Below are 18,540 nucleotides of genomic sequence, written 5' to 3'. Positions count from 1 at the left end.
CCGATGAAACCCGATTATTTAATTGACAAAAATTCAGGCGTTTACCCGTCATTCCCATGCAGACGGGAATCTACAAATGTTCACAGAGACTGAACAACCCGATTTCAGCTTATTTTCCAACTGCCGATGCTGCTGAGGGAACCTTCGATGGAAAAAGTCATTTCAGTCCTGGGCATGAATTTGTCCCCCGTGACGCCCTCGGGTCAGACGCAGCCGACCCGGGCTCAGTCCCATCAGCTAACCCCGGATCAATCGTCAACGGCAACGTCCCAGAAAGGGTTGAATGACCGTGCCGATTCCCCCACCTACCGCTACGACGATCGGGGACGATTAATCGCCGTAGACTATCCCAATGGAACCCACCAGACCTTTGCCTACGACGCCCGCGATAACCTGATTCGCCGTCAGACAGCAGCAGGACGGGTGCTGCACTACAGCTACGACGCTCAAAATCGGTTGCGTTGCCTCAGCGATCGCCGAGGACACACCACCATCACTGATTTCGGACTGGGTTGGGTGTGTTTTGCTACCCCGACCTGTGTCACCGTGGTTCAGTTCGATCCGCAGCAGCGGGTCAGTACCATCCAACAGACCATCGACGGCGTAACGTTTCAAAGCGACTACCGCTACGATGACGCCGGACGTTGTATCGGACTACGACCTGCCGGATCAGACCAATGGTTGCACTACCGCTATGAGGTCAACCCCGACTCACCAACCCAGACGCTACACGTCCAAACCGAGCACGGCACCCCCTATGCCACCCTCTCGGGTCAAACCTGGCGCTTTGCCAATGGCATCGTCCGACAGCGATTGCTAGACGACCAAGGCAAACCCGCCCGGATCGTTATCCAAACTTCTGAGGGAACACTCCTAGTAGATTGGCCCTATATCTACCGGGATCTGCAAATTGAGCAAATCGGGCCACAACGTTTTGGTTACGACGGTGAAGGACGGTTGACCACCTGGCAAGATTCGCTTGGACAGGTTACCCGCTACACCTACGATGCCCACGGTAACCGCAGAACCGTTGCAGATCACACCGGAGTAACTCGCTATTGCTATGACGTGGGGACAGGAGGGGGCGATCGCCTCCTGCAAGTGACCTCCCCTGAGGGCAATCGAGTTGACTTTGACTACGACCTAGACGGCAACTGCATCGCTCGTCGCCAGGGAAACCAACTCAGCCGCTACACCTACGATGTGGAAGGGCAGTTAACCACCGTTCAGCTCCCAGATGGGCGAGTGATTCACTACACCTATGACGGTTTGGGCCGCCGGGTCAAACGGCAAATGGGTGACCAAATCACGCTGTTTCACTACGACTGCAACGATCAACTGCTGGCCGAAACCGATGCCCAGGGTCGAGTCACCGCCACCTATCTCTGGGTTGGGGTGCAATGTCTGGGATGCATTCGCGGCCCCGTGGGAGAGACTGCCGTGGACTTCTATGGCACCGACCACTTGGGTTCGGTCTGGTTAGTTACGAACGAAACGAGACAAGTCACCTGGCAAGGCAACCCCTCCCCCTTTGGCACGACGGGCAGCCCATTGTTTGCCCGTAAACCGCTGGATGTGGTGACTGGCTTCTACGACTTTGGTAGTCGGGACTATGATCCGGCCACGGGTCGATTTCTCACCCCCGACAGCTATACCTTTGGCGCCGATGACTGGCGACTGTTGTTTCAACCGGAGCGAGACTTTTGGGGCGATCGCAAACCGCGGTCCACTGCGCTGCAAGACTGGTTGCAACAAACCGACAGCCAAAACCGCTACGTTTTCTGCCTAAACGACCCGATTAACAACCTCGACCTAGACGGTCACAGTGCCTGGTGGTTTTTCCTGACGATTCCCAGTTCCCTTACTTGGGCCCTACCGAACACGACCATCGGACTAATTCTGGTCATTGGTAACCTGCTGATGGAAATTATCGGCTGGATTCCCTGGTTTTTTGAATCCCTCTTTCGCCTCGATTTTGACCGTAAGTGGTATCCCTGGGGGCGTCTTAATCCTGCCAATCCCTTTGATGCTGATGAGCGGGCCCATTTCTGGATCAACTTCACCGCTTCAGCCCGGCAGGGCGTGCCGTGGACGATGCTCAACGGCAGCTTCTTTGTTTGGCGAGCCTACACGATGGGCAACATCGTCTACATCGAAAGCAGTGAAGACAGTGGCAATGAAGCCGACACCGACTCTCGCTACATCGTGCCCAAGGCTCCCGACGTGCAACTCAACCGCCCAGAAGCGCTCTATAGCCACGAAATGCAGCATGTGTTCCAGTACGCGCTGTTGGGACCGCTCTTCCATGCCCTGCCGGTTCCCCTGATTGTCCGCTTAATTCAAGAAGAGGATCTGAGCGAAGGGGATAAGTGGTGGGAAAAGATTAGCATCGGCGGACTCACCTGGTTGATCGGGGGCTTACTCTGGGCGGTGAGTGGCGGCAACGTGGACCCGGATGACGTACAAAACTGGGTGAATCCTTCCACCTGGTGGTCTAGTGTCTTGCCCTACAAGTGGGTTGCCATTATCTCCAACGCCTGGGATCTGAATAATTGGGTACCCGGTGTGGGGGTGTATGAATGGGACATGGTGATCAACGGCGGACAGACTAATTCTGCGCTGGAGCGCAATGCCGGCGCCCAATCTGGCAATGTCTATAAGACGGTGGTAGAAGCCGAGAAAACAGAGATCTATGTGGGCGAATTTACCCGCGTAACTGGGGCTGACGTGGTCTTTGCACCTAACCCAGCCACGGGTGGCCCTCCCTTCACCCCAATTACGGTGGATTTCAGCATCACCCCAGCGGTCAACAATGTTCCGACTGGAGCAGGAATGGTGCCAGGCACCCTCGCTCCGAATCAGTTGCCCCATAGCATTAATCTTGACCGAAACAATACTCCCCCCGTTCAGGTGATCAATGGTTCAGCATTCTACTTCCATTCCCTGACGCCGGGAACATTTACGGTGAAAGGAGAAGGCAGCTTCAGTACCCCGCCCACGAGTGAAACGGTAGACATTACGGTTAAAGCTATTGAAGTTGACGCAGAGACTGCGGTCTTTGTGTGCCAGCGCCAAACGATCAAACTCAAAGGGGATGAAAAAGCAAGCTATCATCTCCAAGCTAAGGGGGGGGTATTGGCCTCTGGCGGTAGCGTCAACGGGTTGACGTACACGGCTGGCGACACCGCGGGAACGGACACTTTGGAGTTGATTGCGAGATATGATGCCAGCCTGGCGGTGTTTTCAACCTATGGTGACAACGGCTTAACCACCAGTGGCCCTAACCCCCGGGACTATTTGGTGAAAGAGATTCAAATCACCGTTGATGAACCGACTATTACTCCCGATACGCAGGAAATCTTTGTGGGTGGCGTAGTCACGTTCACGATCGATCATTTGCCTGATAGTGCGACGGTTTCGGTGGGGACGGGAAGTCCATTGGTGACTAAAATTCCAGGCAGTCAATTTAACCGGTCAGAACTGCAATTCATCGCCGGCAAAGGCCCCATTGCAGCAGATGAAATCGAAACCATTACCTTCGACTATGGCTGCAAAGACTATCCCTTTGACATCAAGGTTAAGCCGATTACTGCGGTAATTAATCCCGCCACGGTGAATGGTGGTGGAACGGCGCAAATTACGGTGACGGGAGGGGTACCGCCCTATCGCTATGTCGTCAGCGTGCCCAATTCGAGTGGACCAGAAGTCGACGAGACGGGGCGCTATACCGCTGGCAGTGAAAATGCTCAGGTTGCGGACACGATCACGATTACTGACCGGGATGGTGACGGAGGACGGGCCAGGGTGCAGGTGATGGTGCGTCCGATGACGGCTGCGATTAATCCGGTTCAGGTTGCGGCTGGGGCAACGGCCAACGTTACGGTTCAAAGTGGGGTGAGTCCGTTTGACTTTAGCATTGTCAATCGGGAGTCTGAGGGCAGCAGCATCGACAGCAGCGGTCGCTACACGGCGGGGACGACGCCTGGGGTTGATACGATTCAGGTGACGGATGACAATGGCACTCAGGTGACTGTGACGATTCGGGTCATGGGGTAAGGGTGAGTCGCAAGGCGATCGCCTCGCGGGAAGCAGGTACACAGTGCCGCCACCGGAGGCGATGCTTCGCTACAGGTGGTGCAGCAATATCGTCAAGCTTTAGCGGGGAAAGGGAGGGATGACAATCCTTTTGGCTCGCTGGAACTTGCGATCGCATCTCAGCCTTTACTGATTATTCTGCTTCACCGATGAGCGTAAAGGCGGCCCAATCCTTGGGATCGGGATGGGTCTGCATCGTCATCAGCATCGCCCGGCGCAGGGCCTAGGCCTGCCCTCGAGACACCTGCCGATAGAACTCCGTCATCAGCTTTGCCGTTGGTGCATCCGGCACTGCTCTGCTCTCGCTTGGGGACAATGAGGAACAGGCTCAGGCAGGTTGTCCGGTGGTGAGACCCGAGAGGATAACCGCCAGCGCTAACCCTTGCCGAAAGTATAGAGTTGTCGTCATGGTAGGAAGGGATCTCGCTACATCCCTTTATATTTCTGGTAGTCACGAACTTATTCAGGGATGTTCCCCACTCAGAAAACACTGACGCCTGAAGCATAGAGACTTATCGCTTGCTGGCATCGAGAACAGTTAGCCCCACCACTGCATCATCCTCGCCATAGCGCACCACAATATCATCCTCCGTCAGTTCGCTATCTACTGCCGAATGCGGGGGATTGGCAAAATCGATGTACAACACATCTGCCTCGGCGTCATAAACCATGAAAAACGCTTGCTTCGGCAGCTCTTGCAGTAATGGCAGCACCCGGAGATAGGGTTGTGCCGCTTGATAATTGGCTATGGCCATACTTGCTGTATCCGACTCTAAAACAACATTTTGCTTCCCTGCGATGTCGGCATGGCGCTGAACAATGTGTTGCCATCGTTCCTTTGGCAAGCGGATAGAAACTCCATTTCGAGAAAGGTACGTTGCCATGTGGGTTAACTATAGACTGAAGGCAAGAAGACTTGTAAGCTAGGAAGTCATCATGAGAATAGACGAACGGGTCTAGGGACTGTCTAGGCTGCCAATCACAGATTTAATGATTTCAGGTCATTAGGGGATCGTGATCAGCGAACGGAGTTAACATCGGTCAACGGGAGGCCCGCCTAGAGCGCAGCGTCAGCCCCACCATGAGCATGACCAACAACGTTAAGCCTGCCATCATGACGACATATCGACTGAATGGGAACGAGGCGTCATCCACAGGCTGTGCCTCTCCTAAGAGTTGGGTGAGTTCCTGAACCGACGGGGCAGATTGATCCACTGGTATCAGGGTGTGCAACCGCCCCAGAGCAGGTAGAGGCCGGTTCGCTAGCATTACCATCTCCTGTCTGTCGGCTACCGGAATCACGTACTCATCAACAGCTTGCCACTCACCATCAACCTGCTGCCAGACGTAGTCGTAGAAAGTGCTACACGAATCATCGAAGTCTCGGATGAGATAGCGCGCCTTGACGCTCCCCTTCCAGACCCGAGACGCCTCAAACTCGATCACGATCACCCCAAAATTGTTATGAGGCCATAGCCAGATCGGGGGCTCATCTCTACTGACCCGGATGGGCTGGCCGAGAAAGATGGTGTTGGCCTTGGTGGCATAGATCTCAATAGTTTCTTCTCTACTCTCGCTTGGAGGCAATGAGAAACAGGCTAAGGCAGCTTGTCCGGTGGTGAGGCCCGAGAGGATAACCACTAGCGCTAACCCTTGCCGAAAGTATAGAGTTGCCGTCATGGTATGGAGGGATCTTCTTGCTACATCCCTGCATATTTCTGGAAGCCGTGAACCTATTCAAGGAAGACTGGGAATTGGGTGCTTTTGCAAAATCTTGAGGGTTGCGGCTGACAAAAATGCTGTCGTTTGCCACGAAGTGTCTCGCTAATGACCTCCTACATGCCCCCAGTTGATACCCATGGCGCCATGCAGATCCGACCATGACTTTCCAGGCAGTCCCTAAACTATTGCTTGACACCGACCCCGGCGGTGATGACATCTTCGCCTTGCTATGGCTGCTGAGCCTGGTCAATCAGGGCCGAGCCGAGTTGGTGGCGGTGACCACGACCCAGGGCAATGTCGCCGCCGCCCAGACCTTTGCCAATGCCAGCCAGGTGTTGAATTTAGCGGGGTATGGTTCCGTACCTCTAGGTCGGGGGGTGCTTCTCTCCCAAGGCAGCGAGGATGCCAGCCATATCCATGGCAGCGATGGCATGGGCTACCTCTCCCAAACACTGCCGCCACCGTCCCATGAATTTGCGATCGCACCTGCAGCCGATGACCTACTGATCGAGCAGCTAAGTGCCAATCCCGGCGAAATCACCCTGATTGCCATCGGCCCCCTGACTAACCTGGCGGCGGCAGAAGCGAAGCGGCCCGGCATCCTGCAGCAGGCTCGGGAACTTGTGGTCATGGCTGGAGCCATTCAGGGCCCTGGTAACGTCACGGCTCAGGCTGAATTCAATGTCTGGTTTAACCCGGAAGCCGCCCAAGTTGTCTTCAATAGCCGCAATGATGTGGTGATGCTCCCCCTAGACGTGACCCGGCAACTGGTATTTACCGAGACCATGGCCACCCTTGTGGCCCAAACTCGGCCGGAGCATCCCCTGGCCCATTTTCTAGTCAATCTCTGCCAGTTTATGGTGAGCACGGCCCGACAATATCGAGAAACCGCCGGCAGTCCTGGGTTTCTAGTCCACGATGCCGCCACCTTGGGCTACCTGTTCTACCCAGAGACCCTACTGCTGCGTCGGGCCACGGTGCAAGTTGAAACCCAAGGAGAATTGACGCGGGGCCAGACGCTGATCGATCGTCGCCATAAGCCAAAACCCAGGGCTAACGCCTGGGTTGCCTTAGAGGTGGATGCGCCTAACTTTCTAGCCAGTGTCGTCGCCGATTTGCAACAGCTGCTGCGGCACCATTACTCTCATGATGCCTAGCTCAGGGGCTAGGGGGCTGGCAGCAAGGCGGGACACTATCGTTCGTTAACGACCCGGGCAGTCCGGAATCCTGACCCCTGACTGCTTATTGGGTAGGCTTGGGTAGGCGCTTCCCAGCCTCAGAGAATACTGACGCTAATTCAGTAACAGCAATCCGGCCAGGGCCAAGGCCACAGCCCCTGCCGCCACCACCATTTCCTGCAGTCGTCGCTGGGCAACTTGATTCTCGGTCAGGGTCTCAGCATAGACAGCCACCTTGACTTGATCCTGCTGGGGCTGTTGGGGATAGCGATAAGAAGAGTCGCGCATAGCAATTTACTTGACGAAACATTTACATACACAATGTAACAATTCTGTTACAAATTTGCCATGAGCTTCTCATCTGACGCCCATGCAAAAGCAGAAGGACAAGGTCTATGGACACTGAGCACTCTTGCGCTCGATGGTCCAGGTGTCATCTTTTATCCAGCCTTGTCGTCCCTCGGCTTCAATCATGAACCAGCCCTGCTCTTGGGGACCAAATGAGGCGGTTTCATAACCTAGTGCCGGATAATCACCAGGTTGGACTCGGATGATTTCTCGACTAAATTGATCCGGCTCACTCATCAAGGACACCAACGGATTGCGAATGGTCAATCGGCAATCGGACAGACCATCGGGAGTCGGCTCTGGTGGAGGGGGAGATGGAGTCGCCGTTGGCGAAGCAGTCGGCGTTGGCGAAACGGTCAGCGTTGGTGAAGCGGTCGGCGTTGGTTCTGGTGGAGGGGGGGTAGACTCAAAAGCTGGTAGACCGATGGCGATGATTAACAACGCTGTTCCCAGGGCAAAGGCCGTAAATCGTAAGAACCGATTAGAGACCGTAGCAGTGACCTCGGCTCCAAACAGCTTAAAGTTACCGCCCAGGATAGCGATTAGAAGCAGAACTGCCCCTAAGACCAGGATGCCGATTTGAATACTGTCTGGCATGATGCTGATAACAGTTTGCCCAGTTGAGACTACCCATGGTTGCCGAAGGACACAGGGGCTAAGGGAACTCAGAGATAGAGTTTGTCCCTTGACGTGGGGGAATAGATAGAGCCTACCCCAAATACCTTGTAATCAGATGTAATCAGATGATGTGTCTAGGATACGTTGCCGACCCCATGCCAAGCATCACCCACGCCGGTAATCGACGCTAGCAGACTAGATGAATCGCCGTACGGCTGAGGAAGTCATGCCCAGGGGCACACAGCCTGCTCAGCTAACCTACTTGCTCCAACTCCCTCTGCTTTAAGCCGAATGCAACAAGTCGAGGTCAGGGAGATTAAAGCTGGTGACAGGACTCGAACCTGCGACCGGCTGATTACAAATCAGCTGCTCTACCAACTGAGCTACACCAGCGCTCACCCCAAAGTATATCAAGTCAGGGAAGTATCGCCCCAGCCTATGCCTTATTGTTTTCAATCGCCCAGCGAGCCAGTTCCGTACGATTGTGAAGGCCGGTCTTGCCAAGCATATTGCTGACGTGACTTTCGATGGTGCGTTGGCTGACATTCATCTCGTCGGCGATTTCCCGATTGGCCATGCCGCGGGCTACGAATTGCACCACTTTCAGTTCTGTGGGAGTCAGCTCTACATCAAACGGCACCTGGATCGTGGGGCCTTCTGCCCCCATCTTGGCCTGCTGGCGGATCAGGCGAGAGGCTTGTTTGAGGGAAGACTCCACCTGGGCGACGAGTTCTTCGGGCTCAAAGGGCTTCACCATGTAGACATCTGCCCCGGTATTTAGCCCCTTAATCCGATCATTACTTTGTCCCTTGGCCGACAGAAATAAAATGGGGATCCATTCCATCGCTGGGTTCTGACGGACTTGCTCCACAAAGGCGTAGCCATCCATTTCAGGCATCATGACATCACAGATGATCATATCGGGTGCCTCTTGCTCGAGGCTGTCTAAAGCGGCCCGACCATTGTCTGCGGTAGTCACGGTAAAGCCACGAAACTCGAGGTAATCCTTGACGAGAAGGATGAGATTGGGATCATCATCGATTAGGAGGAGTTTCCGTTGCCCACCCGAATTTGAGTCCTTCATGCCACTCTGTCTACCCAATTCCATCAACAAATACTTACCACTGACTTAGAAGAGTATAGTTGGCCATATAATCACTCTGTCAGGGAATGTTTGAAATACCGTCTTATCGGTGGCATATCCTACCTGACCTTAGCAGCAATTCCGAAGCGCCGGCGGCCCCAGGCCCTGATCGCAGGATCTCTGAGACCTCGATAAGACGTTGCACACGTCTGGAAGCTAGGCTGCACCGACAGCGCTTCGCAGTGATCAAACTCTAGCAAACCTTAATTCAGACTGCTTTACTGCTGATAATACTTTACCCTGACCAATTAATCGTCAATGATAGGAATCTCGTATCTTGGCTGGTCTGAGGCCGTTCTGACCCATTGGTCATGTCTGGCAAAATGGCTTATACCCAGTCTCTAAATTAAGGTGACAATCTCTGACCCGCTACTGCCCTATTCCCGCTAGGAAGGCTTCGGCTGGATGGCTTGCCGCACGGCTGCACGGCGCCTGCGGTTTCTTCTATTTATCCTGGCAGCGGCGGGGATGACTCTGGTCAGGAGTCGGAGGGTGGGGAAGTTTCTGGCGGTGCTACGGCTGAAAGGCCTGACAAGGGATGGACGAGAAAAGCATAGTCTTGGACGATTTGATTGCCAATTAAATGGTCTTGGATGATGCGCTCAATCACCTGCGGAACTGCTGAATGGTACCAGACTCCATCGGGATAGACCACTAAAATGGGTCCTTGTTGGCAGACCCGCAGACAATTCGCTTTGGTGCGAAAAATAGGAGCAGGGTTAGTTGCGGTGGGGATATCGAGCTGGAGTTCTTTTAAGCGTCGTTTTAGGTAGGCCCAGGCATCTAAGCTAGTGGCTTTATCGCAGCACTTAGGCTGAGTTTGATCGGCGCAGATGAAGACATGGCGCTGAATCTTATTGAGGCCGAGGGTCTCTATGCAGGTTGATAGCGCATCCATGGGAATCTATGATTCGGCAGAGGAATCGGCACGAACACGACGAATCGGTAGGTTAGCGATGAGGGCGGTGACCCGTTGGTCGGTTTCAAGGGCAAATTCTAGGCCGTCATCGTCAATTTCTACGTAGCGGGAGACGACATCTAGGATCTCTTGGCGCATTTTTTCTAGGGTTTGAGGATCTAGATCGGTGCGGTCATGGGCGAGGACCAATTGCAAGCGCCGTTTGACATCACCCCGGCTGGTCTCGGCTGGGGTGCGGTTAAAGAGTCGGTCGAGTAATTCGCTGAGCATGGGCTGGCCGGGGGATGAGGAGTCAGAATTAGCGGACGAGCAATGGTGATTCAGTTCCGCCAGAGGCGACGGAAGCGAGAAAACAGGTCGTCGTGGGGAGCATTTAAATCTAGGAAGGGGATCGATTGCCCCTGCAGTCGCCGGGCCACATTGGCGAAGGCTATTCCTGCCAGGGAGAGCTTTTTCTCTAGCACTAGGGGTTCGCCACGATTGGTGGAGACAATCACGCGCTCGTCGTCGGGCACCACTCCCAGTAGGGGAATGGCCAGAATATCCTGTACATCTTGTACTGACATCATCTGGTCTGCCTGCACCATGGCTGGCTTGAGGCGATTGACAATGAGGCGGATGTCTTTGATGTCGTTGGCTTCCAGGAGGCCAATGACACGGTCGGCGTCGCGAACGGCAGAAATTTCGGGGGTGGTAACGATGATGGATTCTTTGGCGGCTGCGATCGCATTTTTGAAGCCCATCTCGATGCCAGCGGGGCTGTCGATCAGCACATAGTCAAACCCGTCCCTGAGGGAATCCACCAGCTGCGTCATCTGCTCTGGGGTGATGGCATCTTTAGAGCGGCTCTGGGCCGCAGGCAGCAGGGCCAGATGGGGTTGACGCTTATCTCGCACCAGGGCCTGGTCTAGCCGACACTCCTCGGCTAACACATCCAGGGCCGTATAGACAATGCGATTTTCTAGCCCCAGGAGTAAATCTAGATTGCGCAGGCCGAAGTCAGCATCAACGACGACAACTCGCTGGTCTAGCTGAGCCAAGGCCATCCCCAGATTAGCCGCGCAGGTGGTCTTGCCGACGCCGCCCTTGCCGGATGTGATAACGATAATGCGGGTCATGGAATCCATCGACAGTAAATAAACCGTTGGCGTTACAGGTCTGCTGCCTCAGGGGTAGCAGATAGGGAGGTTTTGGCAAAGTCCGTTGCGATCGCAATCCGAATGCCATCAGCACCAACATAGGCCACCTCAGGCTGATAACGGGCAGGCGGCGTTTCCGGAGGGCGGGCCACCACATCGGCAATCCGCAACTGAGTCGGTTGCATATGCAAGGCCATGATTCGCCCCTCGCGGTTGCCATTGGCCCCGGCATGGGCCAGACCCCGCAACCGTCCCCACACTAAGATATCGCCATCGGCCACAATACTACTGCCGGGATTGGCATCTCCCAGCAAAATCACCGTACCTCGATGGCGAATTTCCACCCCAGAGCGCAGCGTCATCTGTAGATACAGGGGCTCATCGAGGGCCTGCCCCGGTTCGACAGCAGTCTGCACCAGATGAGCCACAGGCGACTGTTGCTCCACTGAATAGCCCGCCGTCACCGCTGCCACAGCAGTCTGGCGGCGACTGGTATACACGCGCTGCAGCTGCAACTGGGCCTCTCCCAGTAGATCGGCAATCGCCTGCAATTGTCGCGCATCCAACAGCCGGTCCTGGGCCACCAGATGCACCACACTCTGGGGCTGCCAGAACCGTTCCCCGGCCGATAGGCGCTGCTTTAATTGCTGCCACAGATCATGCCAGCCTAGGGGATGACGATTGCCATTGGTATCCGGCGGTAACAGTAACAAAAGCCGGCCCCCATCCCCCTTCAGGCGAACCTGATCAGCAGCAATCCCCGGAGCCGCAGGCAACTCCGTCGTCGATATCGGTGAAGGCGCGTCAGAAGTCATGGAATCAGGCGGTTTGATGGCATAGGCGCTGGTCATGACATATTAGAACACATTCAGAATAAGGAGTAGGGGTGATGGGGGCTGAACGCTAAGGGTTAGGCCGACCTCTGGCTGACTGCTATTAGTTCTGGTCGCTAATCCCCGTTTCTCCCTGCCATCTAAGGAATTGGACAAGATTCTTTAATCCTGCATCGGTACTCTGGGGCCAGAGCTATATTCTGATATCACCTCTTAGCATCTGCGGGTTCTGGCCATGGGTTACTTTGCAAGGCTCCTTGGCTTGGCTGCTTTAACAGCTCTTGGCGCTATGCCTGGCCTGCCCCCCCAAACCGATTGGTTGCTCCCCCCAGCCTTGGCTCAGGCCTCGAGTGCCGATGCCGAGCGCCTGATGGCTGAGGGGATTGACCTGGCAAATCAGGGCAATTTTCAAGAGGCTGTTGCGCTATGGCAGCGGGCGTTGGCAATATATCAGCGCTGGCATGACCGCGAGAATCAAGCCATAGCCTGGGTGAATTTAGGCAATGGATATTTCTCCTTGGGGCAATATCCTAACGCCACGGATGCCTTTGAGCAGGCTTTGGCGATTGCCCAATCCATTAGTGATGGCCAGAACCAGGTTTCGGCCTTGATTGGTCTTGGCAATTTGCAGGATGCCCAGGGGTTCTATCGACGGGCGATCGATTATTACGAACGGGCCCTTGCGATCGCACAACGGCACCATGACATCGAGGGTCAGATGATGGCCTTGGGAAATTTGGGCATTGCCTATGGGTCCCTAAATGACCCCAGAGCCCTTGATTTTTTTCAACAGGCCCTGAGCCTGGCCCAAGAGAACGATGATTGGAGACGACAAGCCTCGGCCTGGAATGGCATCGGCACCTACCATTTCGGGCGCGGCGCCTACCAGCAGGCCATCTCCCCCTTCCAGCAAGCCCTCGGCATTTACCAACAGCTGCAAGATGCCTATGGTCAGTCGCTTATTCTCAGTAACCTCGGTGGGGTGCACAAGGGATTGGGAGAATACCCCCAAGCGATTGAGTATACAAGACAGGCTCTGAGGCTCTCTGAGCACATTGGCGATGCGGTCGGCATCAAGGCGGCCTATAACAACCTCGGTATTCTCCACAATGTGTTGGGGTTGTATCCCCAGGCCATTGAGTTTTTGACTCAGGCCTTACCCTGGACGGAACAGCTCAATGATCCAGCGGGCCGGGCGATTGCTCTGACCAACTTAGGCATCGCCAGCTTACATCAGGGGGAATTGACAGCTGCCCGGCAGTATCACGAGCAAGCCTTGGCTCTCTATCGGCAGATTGAAAGCCCCCGAGGGGAAGCCATGGCTCTGAGTAATGTGGGCTTGGTGCACTCTGAAACCGGTGCCTACGAGCAAGCCATTACCCACTTCGAAACGGGCTTAGCCATGTTTCGTGAGATTGGTGATCGCCAGGGAGAAGCCAATGTCTGGGGCAATTTAGGCATTGTGTATCAGCAGCTGGGACGCTATGCCGAATCGATTGCCGCCCTGCAGCAGCAACATGCGATCGCAAAAGCTATCGGCGACCGCGTGGGCGAATCTAATGCCTTAGCCAACTGGGGCCACACCCTCTTACTCTGGCAAAAGTACTCGGAGGCTGAAGCGCGATTACGGCAATCCATTGGCATCCGAGCAGCCATCCGAGGGGATCTAAGCGATAGGGAGCGGGTGGCCCTATTCGATCGGCACCATAGTCCCTACGAAAACTTGCAAGTAGCCCTAGTGGCTCAGCATAAAACCGATGCCGCCCTAGAAATCGCAGAGCAAGGGCGCGCCGAAGCCTTTGCCTTGCTGCTAGCGACACGATTCACGACCAGACCCTTGGCTGCTCAGACCCAGCCGCCCAATCTGGTTGCCATTCAAACTCTGGCCCAGCAACAACAGGCCACCTTGATCGAATATTCCATCGTGCTGACATTTGAAGGAACTCCCTGGCTTTACGCCTGGGTGGTCTCCCCCGAGGGTAGGATTGTTTTCCGTCAACAGCCTCTTACCGGCATTGACCTAACTAGCCTTCTTGCCGAGAGCCGCGATGCCATGGGCGTCCGGGGCGATCGCACCTCTGCCACCATTACCGTCGAATACACCCCCGAGTCTCTAGCCCAGCGCCGCGCCAAAGCCGATGAAACCCTGAGCCAGCTTTACGATCTGCTCATTGCTCCTATCGCCGATCTGTTGCCGACTGATCCTGAGCAACCCGTCGTCTTCATGCCCCAAGGAGAACTCTTCCTGGTGCCGTTCCCGGCTCTAAGAGCTCCTAGGGGCGATTACTTGATTGAACACCACACCATCCTGACAGCGCCTTCGCTACAGGTGCTGCAACTGGCCCATAACCTTGCCCAGGCGCGCGATTTCTCATCGGTACTCGCCGCAACTCCCCTAGTCGTAGGTAATCCCACCATGCCCACGGTGACCCTCCTGAACGACGGTGGCATCTTTGCGGCAGTGCAACTGAGGCCCCTAGCCGGTGCTCAACGGGAGGCCGAAGTGATTGCTGAATTCTTGCAAGCCCCTGTCCTGCTGGGTGATCAAGCCACTGAATCTGCTGTGAAACAGCAACTGGTCAGTGCCGAGCTAATTCATCTAGCCACCCACGGCTTGCTGGAATACGGGGACCCACGGGAAACTGGAACTCGTGACACCCCTGGGGCCATTGCCTTGGCTCCCGGCGGGGGCGAAGACGGCCTACTCACCGCTGCTGAAATTTTGCAAATGGACTTGCCGGCGGAGCTGGCGGTACTGAGTGCCTGTGATACTGGGCGGGGACGCATCACTGGCGATGGCGTGATTGGCCTCTCTCGGGCCTTCATGGCGGCGGGAGTGCCCAGCATTGTGGTATCCCTGTGGGCCGTACCCGATGTTCCCACCGCCCAGTTGATGACGGCGTTTTATCGCCACATCGCCCAGGGACAGACCAAAGCCCAGGCCCTGCGGCAGGCCATGCTGGCGACCATGCAGGCCACTCCAGACCCAGTTGACTGGGCCGCCTTCACTCTGATAGGTGCAGCAGAGTGATGGGGTGATGGAGTGGTGGGCAGATCAAGTAACGAGTAACGAGTAACGAGTAGCAAGGGCAAGTATTTTAGAGCCCTTCACTCTTCACTCTCCCACTCCCCCACTCTCCACCCTTCACTCTCCACTCTTCACTCTTCACTCTCCACTCTCCCACTCCCCCATGCCCGACTGGACAGACCTCCATGCTCATATCCACCGCCTCTTGAAGGCGCGACAGCTCTTGCCCCAGGGAAGCCATTGCCTGGTAGCCGTATCGGGGGGGCAAGATTCTATGGCCCTACTGAAACTGCTGTGGGATTTGCGGCCCAAGTGGGGGTGGCGGGTGGTGGTAGCCCATGCCAACCATCGTTGGCGGGCCGATGCCGAGGCTAACGCCAGTTTTGTGGAAACCTGGTGTCGCGACCATGGCATATCCTGTGACACCGTGACGGCGGCCCAACCCCCGAGTAGTGAAGCGGCAGCTCGTCAGTGGCGCTACGACCAATTTCATCAGCTGGCTCGATATCATGGCTGCACCCGGGTAGCGACAGGGCATACGGCCACGGACCGGGCGGAAACCTTGCTGTATAACCTGATGCGGGGCAGTGGCGCCGATGGCTTACAGGCCCTCACCTGGCAGCGGCCTCTGCAGCCGGCGGCCCCGTTACCCATCGTGCTGGTGCGGCCCCTGCTGGCGATCACCCGGGCTGAAACCGTCGCCTTTTGTCGGCAGCAAGGATTGCCCCATTGGCAAGACTGCACTAACCAGGACCGGGCCTATGCTCGCAATCGTATCCGTCTCGATCTACTGCCCTATCTGGCTGAGCAGTTTAATCCCAGGGTTGAGCACACCCTAGCCCAAACGGCGGAGGTGCTGGCGGCGGAGGTGGCTTACCTAGAGACAATGGTAGATAGTCTCTATGCCTCAGTGGTGGAGGCGGATGCCGGCGGGCGACCGCGGCGGCTACACCGGCCGCCGCTGCAAGTGAGTCATGTGGCCCTGCAACGACGCCTGATCCGGCGGGTGCTGCAGCAACGACAAATCGCCCAGGTCGGCTTTGAGCAGGTGGCCAAGGTGGTGCATTTGATTACCGCGCCGCATCGCAGTCAGAGTGATCCCTTGCCGGGCGGTGCGATCGCACGGGTAGACGGAGACTGGATCCGCTTCATTGACCCCGATTGCGCCTAAACCACCTACCCTTTGCAACAGCCACTGAAACAGCCACGAAATTGCCATTTCCCCTGGCTCCCCGCCACTGTGGGCACCCTGGCACTGCCCCACTGGCCAGTTACCGCCGCCGATACCAGCCTGCCGTCCAGCAGCCGTTATACTGTCTTGGGACCTATCGGCGGGAAAGCTCTTGGGTGTAGAACTGCGCAGCTACGTATACATCGACAATTTGCAACCCCAGCATGCGGCCTATATGGGCACCGTATCGCTCGGGTTTCTACCACTACCGGGAGATGCCTCCCTCTGGATCGAAATTTCCCCCGGCATCGAAATCAACCGGATCATGGATATCGGCCTCAAGTCCGCCGTGGTGCGACCGGGGGTACTCATTGTCGAACGCCTCTATGGCTTGCTAGAGATCCATTCCAGCAAGCAAGGGGAAGTTCATGCCGCGGGCCAAGCCATGCTCAGCGCCCTAGATGTTCACTATCGAGAGCGGCTCAAGCCTCGCGTTATCTCCAGCCAGGTGATCCGCAACCTCGACCCTCACCATGTGCAGCTGATCAACCGCAATCGCCGCGGCAATATGATCCTGGCCGGTCAGACCCTCTACGTCTTCGAGGTAGAACCTGCGGCCTATGCCTCCCTGGCCGCCAACGAAGCCGAAAAAGCAGCCATGATCAATATCTTGCAGATCAGCTCAGTGGGCAGTTTTGGCCGCCTTTACCTAGGGGGAGAAGAACGGGATATCCTGGCGGCTCAACGGGCGGTGATCGCCGTCATGGAAACCGTATCAGGCCGCTCCCAAGAACTGCCTCAGCGTAAGGAGTAGCGTCAATCTCAACTCACCAGTACGCCATGGCCACAGTTGGCTGATCATTTGCTTCCCCTACTCCCCTGCGGCTGTGTTGCTTCCCTGGAGCCACTCCAGGCAGAGAACAAGCCCTGCCTGTCAATCTTCTAGATACGACCAGTGCTCAGCCTGGTACCACAGTCTACCAGGGGTTAAGGCTCCTGCTCCGGTGGGGGCGGCAACGGGGTTAACAGAACCTTGTCGATCCGCCATCCGTCCATATCCACCACCTCTAGGCGCCACCCTTCCCACTCCAGGGAAACCCCAGAGGTGGGAATGTGCCCCAGTAGGGTCAGCACAAAACCCGCTAGGGTATGATACTCACCGGTACTCTCCCGCGGCAGACTCTCCCATTGCATTATCCCCTTCAGCTCTTCCAACGGCAGCAATCCATCCAAGAGCCAAGAGCCGTCCTGCCGCTGAATTACCATGGGTTCGGTGGCATCATCAACGGTGGGCAACTCCCCGACGATGGCTTCCACCAAGTCATTTAGGGTAACCAATCCTTCCACGCCGCCATATTCATCCATGATCAAGGCGATGTGGGTACCCGAGGCCTGAAACATCTCCAGCACCTTCAGGGCTCGCACATTCTCAGCCACGTAGAGGGGAGGCTGGATCAACTCCATCAGGTCAACAGCCTGTCCCATCAAGTAGTCGGGCAAGAGACTACGCAGGCGAATTACCCCCAAACAATTGTCGATGCTACCTCGACAGACAGGGAAGCGAGAGTGGGGACTGTTGATCACAATCTGCCGATTGGTCTCATCATCTCCCTCCAGATCCAGCCAATCGATGTCGGTACGGGGAGTCATCAGGGCCTTGATCGATCGATCTCCTAGGTGGAAGATCCGCCCGACCATCGCCCCTTCCGACTCCTCGAAGGTCCCGGCGGCGGTCCCTTGCTCCATCAAGACCTTGATCTCTTCCTCGGTGATAGACGGCTCTTGGGAAGGCCGTACCCCCAGCAGATTCAGCACCCCATCCGTGGAAAGACTCAGCAGACGCACCAATGGGGCCGTCAGGCGAGCCAAGCAGTGCATGGGCCTAGCCACTCGGCAGGCGATGCGCTCCGGGCTATTCAAGGCCAGGCGCTTGGGCACCAGTTCCCCGAGCACCAGGGACAGGTAGGTAATGCTACCCACCACCAGGGCTAGACTCAGTAGTTGGCTGTAGGGCGCTACCCCAGGGACTCGAGCCAGCAAATGCCCTAGGCGTCGAGCCACCGTCGCTCCTCCCAGGGCCCCACTGAGAATGCCCACCAGAGTGATGCCGATTTGCACCGCGGAGAGGAAGTCATTGGGGTGAGCCGTCAGGGTCAGGGCCAGGCGGGCGGTCACCTTTCCTTGGCGAGCCTGCTGTTCTAGGCGAGCCTTGCGGGACGACACTAGGGCGATTTCAGAGCCCGCAAACACACCATTCAGCCCAATCAGCAGCAGAATCAATAACAATTCGAGACTGGTGGCAGACATGCCAGGAGTTCCTTCAAAGATGGGATCATGCTCGCCAG

At 56.1% G+C, this 18,540-nt stretch carries 15 protein-coding genes, 1 tRNA gene and 1 pseudogene; 5 read left to right on the top strand and 12 right to left on the bottom strand.

Features of this window, described 5'->3' with window-relative positions:
* Positions 1–147: 147 nt before the first annotated feature.
* Positions 148–4,056, top strand: a complete 3,909-nt coding sequence (locus XM38_RS15675; RefSeq protein WP_187329432.1) for an RHS repeat domain-containing protein — start codon at positions 148–150, stop codon at positions 4,054–4,056.
* A 172-nt stretch (positions 4,057–4,228) separates the two neighbouring features.
* On the opposite strand, the pseudogene XM38_RS29050 reads toward XM38_RS15675, so the two are convergent.
* From XM38_RS29050 to XM38_RS15665, 3 genes and pseudogenes are all read right to left on the bottom strand, one after another.
* Positions 4,229–4,390 (bottom strand): annotated as a pseudogene (locus XM38_RS29050) (CHAT domain-containing protein); the annotation flags it as partial.
* A 217-nt stretch (positions 4,391–4,607) separates the two neighbouring features.
* Positions 4,608–4,979 (bottom strand): DUF2283 domain-containing protein, encoded by a 372-nt coding sequence (locus XM38_RS15670; RefSeq protein ID WP_225889328.1) that lies wholly within the window; start codon positions 4,977–4,979, stop codon positions 4,608–4,610.
* Positions 4,980–5,136: 157 nt separating this feature from the next.
* On the bottom strand, positions 5,137–5,775 hold the full coding sequence (locus XM38_RS15665; RefSeq protein ID WP_088430321.1) for a hypothetical protein: 639 nt from the start codon (positions 5,773–5,775) through the stop codon (positions 5,137–5,139).
* A 200-nt stretch (positions 5,776–5,975) separates the two neighbouring features.
* Here XM38_RS15665 and XM38_RS15660 point away from each other — a divergent pair, with 200 nt between their 5' ends.
* Positions 5,976–6,974, top strand: coding sequence for a nucleoside hydrolase (locus tag XM38_RS15660; RefSeq protein WP_088430319.1), 999 nt, complete (start codon positions 5,976–5,978; stop codon positions 6,972–6,974).
* Between the two features lie 135 nt (positions 6,975–7,109).
* Here XM38_RS15660 and XM38_RS26045 read toward each other — a convergent pair whose 3' ends face one another.
* The 8 genes from XM38_RS26045 to minC all read right to left on the bottom strand — a co-directional run bounded on the left by XM38_RS26045 (position 7,110) and on the right by minC (position 11,978).
* Complete coding sequence (locus tag XM38_RS26045) at positions 7,110–7,283, bottom strand: hypothetical protein (RefSeq protein WP_187329431.1); 174 nt, start codon at positions 7,281–7,283, stop codon at positions 7,110–7,112.
* Positions 7,284–7,388: 105 nt separating this feature from the next.
* Positions 7,389–7,940 (bottom strand): hypothetical protein, encoded by a 552-nt coding sequence (locus tag XM38_RS27800; RefSeq protein WP_080804929.1) that lies wholly within the window; start codon positions 7,938–7,940, stop codon positions 7,389–7,391.
* Positions 7,941–8,281: 341 nt separating this feature from the next.
* Positions 8,282–8,354, bottom strand: a tRNA-Thr gene (locus XM38_RS15650).
* A gap of 43 nt (positions 8,355–8,397) precedes the next feature.
* Positions 8,398–9,045 carry a response regulator transcription factor gene (locus XM38_RS15645; protein ID WP_080804927.1) on the bottom strand — a complete coding sequence of 216 codons (648 nt, stop codon included), beginning with the start codon at positions 9,043–9,045 and terminating at the stop codon, positions 8,398–8,400.
* Between the two features lie 538 nt (positions 9,046–9,583).
* Positions 9,584–10,003, bottom strand: coding sequence for a (2Fe-2S) ferredoxin domain-containing protein (locus tag XM38_RS15640; RefSeq protein ID WP_088430317.1), 420 nt, complete (start codon positions 10,001–10,003; stop codon positions 9,584–9,586).
* 6 nt (positions 10,004–10,009) lie between these two features.
* On the bottom strand, positions 10,010–10,294 hold the full coding sequence (minE, locus tag XM38_RS15635) for a cell division topological specificity factor MinE (RefSeq protein ID WP_080804923.1): 285 nt from the start codon (positions 10,292–10,294) through the stop codon (positions 10,010–10,012).
* A 50-nt stretch (positions 10,295–10,344) separates the two neighbouring features.
* Complete coding sequence (gene minD, locus XM38_RS15630) at positions 10,345–11,142, bottom strand: septum site-determining protein MinD (protein WP_088431717.1); 798 nt, start codon at positions 11,140–11,142, stop codon at positions 10,345–10,347.
* Positions 11,143–11,174: 32 nt separating this feature from the next.
* A complete protein-coding gene (gene minC, locus XM38_RS15625; RefSeq protein ID WP_080804990.1) occupies positions 11,175–11,978 on the bottom strand; it encodes a septum site-determining protein MinC in 804 nt (267 codons plus the stop codon).
* A gap of 307 nt (positions 11,979–12,285) precedes the next feature.
* Here minC and XM38_RS15620 point away from each other — a divergent pair, with 307 nt between their 5' ends.
* From XM38_RS15620 to XM38_RS15610, 3 genes are all read left to right on the top strand, one after another.
* Positions 12,286–15,027: a CHAT domain-containing tetratricopeptide repeat protein gene (locus XM38_RS15620; protein ID WP_187329430.1), complete on the top strand. Its 2,742-nt coding sequence runs from the start codon at positions 12,286–12,288 to the stop codon at positions 15,025–15,027.
* A gap of 160 nt (positions 15,028–15,187) precedes the next feature.
* Positions 15,188–16,195 carry a tRNA lysidine(34) synthetase TilS gene (gene tilS, locus XM38_RS15615; protein WP_088430313.1) on the top strand — a complete coding sequence of 336 codons (1,008 nt, stop codon included), beginning with the start codon at positions 15,188–15,190 and terminating at the stop codon, positions 16,193–16,195.
* 172 nt (positions 16,196–16,367) lie between these two features.
* On the top strand, positions 16,368–17,009 hold the full coding sequence (locus tag XM38_RS15610; protein WP_080804917.1) for a hypothetical protein: 642 nt from the start codon (positions 16,368–16,370) through the stop codon (positions 17,007–17,009).
* Positions 17,010–17,182: 173 nt separating this feature from the next.
* Here the strand turns inward: XM38_RS15610 and XM38_RS15605 are convergent, their stop codons facing one another.
* Positions 17,183–18,502, bottom strand: a complete 1,320-nt coding sequence (locus XM38_RS15605; RefSeq protein WP_080804915.1) for a hemolysin family protein — start codon at positions 18,500–18,502, stop codon at positions 17,183–17,185.
* Between the last annotated feature and the right edge of the window lie 38 nt (positions 18,503–18,540).

The sequence above is a fragment of the Halomicronema hongdechloris C2206 genome (assembly GCF_002075285.3).
GTDB classification, from domain to species: Bacteria; Cyanobacteriota; Cyanobacteriia; order Phormidesmidales; family Phormidesmidaceae; genus Halomicronema_B; species Halomicronema_B hongdechloris.
This window is presented reverse-complemented; position numbering and strand designations above follow the sequence as displayed.

What these genes read in the sequence shown, in the direction of transcription:
- XM38_RS15640 (WP_088430317.1), bottom strand. Translation starts at nt 10,003, where the DNA reads ATGGATGCGCTATCAACCTGCATAGAGACCCTCGGCCTCAATAAGATT.
- minC (WP_080804990.1), bottom strand. Translation starts at nt 11,978, where the DNA reads ATGACTTCTGACGCGCCTTCACCGATATCGACGACGGAGTTGCCTGCG.
- XM38_RS15605 (WP_080804915.1), bottom strand. Translation starts at nt 18,502, where the DNA reads ATGTCTGCCACCAGTCTCGAATTGTTATTGATTCTGCTGCTGATTGGG.
- tilS (WP_088430313.1), top strand. Translation starts at nt 15,188, where the DNA reads ATGCCCGACTGGACAGACCTCCATGCTCATATCCACCGCCTCTTGAAG.
- XM38_RS15675 (WP_187329432.1), top strand. Translation starts at nt 148, where the DNA reads ATGGAAAAAGTCATTTCAGTCCTGGGCATGAATTTGTCCCCCGTGACG.
- XM38_RS15660 (WP_088430319.1), top strand. Translation starts at nt 5,976, where the DNA reads ATGACTTTCCAGGCAGTCCCTAAACTATTGCTTGACACCGACCCCGGC.
- XM38_RS15665 (WP_088430321.1), bottom strand. Translation starts at nt 5,775, where the DNA reads ATGACGGCAACTCTATACTTTCGGCAAGGGTTAGCGCTAGTGGTTATC.
- XM38_RS27800 (WP_080804929.1), bottom strand. Translation starts at nt 7,940, where the DNA reads ATGCCAGACAGTATTCAAATCGGCATCCTGGTCTTAGGGGCAGTTCTG.
- XM38_RS26045 (WP_187329431.1), bottom strand. Translation starts at nt 7,283, where the DNA reads ATGCGCGACTCTTCTTATCGCTATCCCCAACAGCCCCAGCAGGATCAA.
- minE (WP_080804923.1), bottom strand. Translation starts at nt 10,294, where the DNA reads ATGCTCAGCGAATTACTCGACCGACTCTTTAACCGCACCCCAGCCGAG.
- XM38_RS15645 (WP_080804927.1), bottom strand. Translation starts at nt 9,045, where the DNA reads ATGAAGGACTCAAATTCGGGTGGGCAACGGAAACTCCTCCTAATCGAT.
- XM38_RS15670 (WP_225889328.1), bottom strand. Translation starts at nt 4,979, where the DNA reads ATGGCAACGTACCTTTCTCGAAATGGAGTTTCTATCCGCTTGCCAAAG.
- XM38_RS15620 (WP_187329430.1), top strand. Translation starts at nt 12,286, where the DNA reads ATGCCTGGCCTGCCCCCCCAAACCGATTGGTTGCTCCCCCCAGCCTTG.
- minD (WP_088431717.1), bottom strand. Translation starts at nt 11,142, where the DNA reads ATGACCCGCATTATCGTTATCACATCCGGCAAGGGCGGCGTCGGCAAG.